The sequence below is a fragment of the Microcoleus sp. OTE_8_concoct_300 genome (assembly GCF_031383065.1).
In the GTDB taxonomy this organism is placed as follows: Bacteria; Cyanobacteriota; Cyanobacteriia; order Cyanobacteriales; family Microcoleaceae; genus Microcoleus.
Genome location: NZ_JANMZH010000179.1, coordinates 1 through 1,272 on the forward strand (window position 1 = coordinate 1; position 1,272 = coordinate 1,272).

The window sequence follows — 1,272 nt, forward strand, 5'->3', positions numbered from 1 at the left end:
CCGCGAATTGGTGGTGCGGACCTTGGGCCGCATGATCTTGTCGTCCATCTTGTTGCGATCGAGATTCGTCGTCTACTAACAGAATTCGTCCTTTAAAGGAGGGAAGGGTATTCAGGAGGGACTTTTCTGTGATTAGGACTCCACAGCCAGAATCTTCAATAATGTACTGTTTTCTGGCTTCTGGGTAGTCTGGATCTACGGGGACATAAGCGCCACCTGCTTTTAAGATTCCCAGAATGGCGACTACTGCGAATGGCGATCGTCGCAAGCAGATCCCCACGGGGATTTCTATCCCTACCCCAAGGTTTCTCAACCCATGAGCAAGTTGATTAGCTCGATCGTTCACTGTTGAGTACGTGAGCTTTTTGTCTCCCATTACCAGAGCGATTTTCCCCGGAGTTTTGGACGCCTGTTCTTGGAAGAGATGGTGAATGCACTGGTTTGATAGACTATCCATCTTTGCTAATTAGGTTTCATTAATGCTTTTAAATATTGACTTCATATCGATTTACATTAATATCTTGTTTGTTGCTGAGTCAAGCGTTTGCCAAATTCGGTCAATCCAATCTAGATGTTCCGGTTTCATCAAACAAGAACGCAGACAGGTAATAGACTCCTGATCCCAATTGATACCTTCCCCAGTCTCTAAAAATAGTTCTTTCGGTAGATTAGCTAGAGCTAAGTGAAGATTTTCCTCTGCTGCTGCTTTAAAAATCTCCTTCGCCAATCGTGAAGATTCACTCGCACTCTGAGATTTTACAACCCAAACAACGATGTCCAATTGTGGCGGGAAAGCTACTATAAATCGCGCATCATTTTGCAGTTTCTCAAACAAAGTCAGTGCTGCTGTTCTCGACTTACTCAAATAACCAGCAAACTCACCACCTGGAATTAGAGGTAATAACCGTTGAGTTGCCCAAAGTGCCACCGCCGATGAACCCGCTCTGGAACATTCCAAGCTAATTTCACCTAAATGCAATTCTTCAGAACTAAAATAGGTGTAAGGTGAATCATGTTTATAAAGCTTCCCAACAGAGGGATCTTTGAACAGAATACAGCCACAGCCGTAAGGTTGGAGTCCATGTTTGTGCGGATCGACAACAATGGAATCAACCTGTTTGAGACAGTCAAAAGCGGCTCTGGCTTCGGCATCAAGATTATCTACCAACATAAAGTAGCCGCCGTAGGCAGTATCTGCATGGATGCGGAACCCATATTCAGCCTGTAGTTCTAGGATTTCTGGTAGAGGATCTATAGAACCCGTTGCTGTTG

General features: G+C 44.6%; 2 protein-coding genes. Both read right to left on the bottom strand.

All coding sequences use genetic code 11. The features are described 5' to 3' along the window. On the bottom strand, positions 1 to 457 hold a 457-nt coding region (locus ACUVJL_RS08670), incomplete at its 3' end, for an AMP-binding protein (RefSeq protein ID WP_445245470.1). 51 nt (positions 458 to 508) lie between these two features. Further along, positions 509 to 1,272 (bottom strand): pyridoxal-dependent decarboxylase (locus tag ACUVJL_RS08675; protein ID WP_445245471.1); only part of this gene is annotated, 764 nt, incomplete at its 5' end.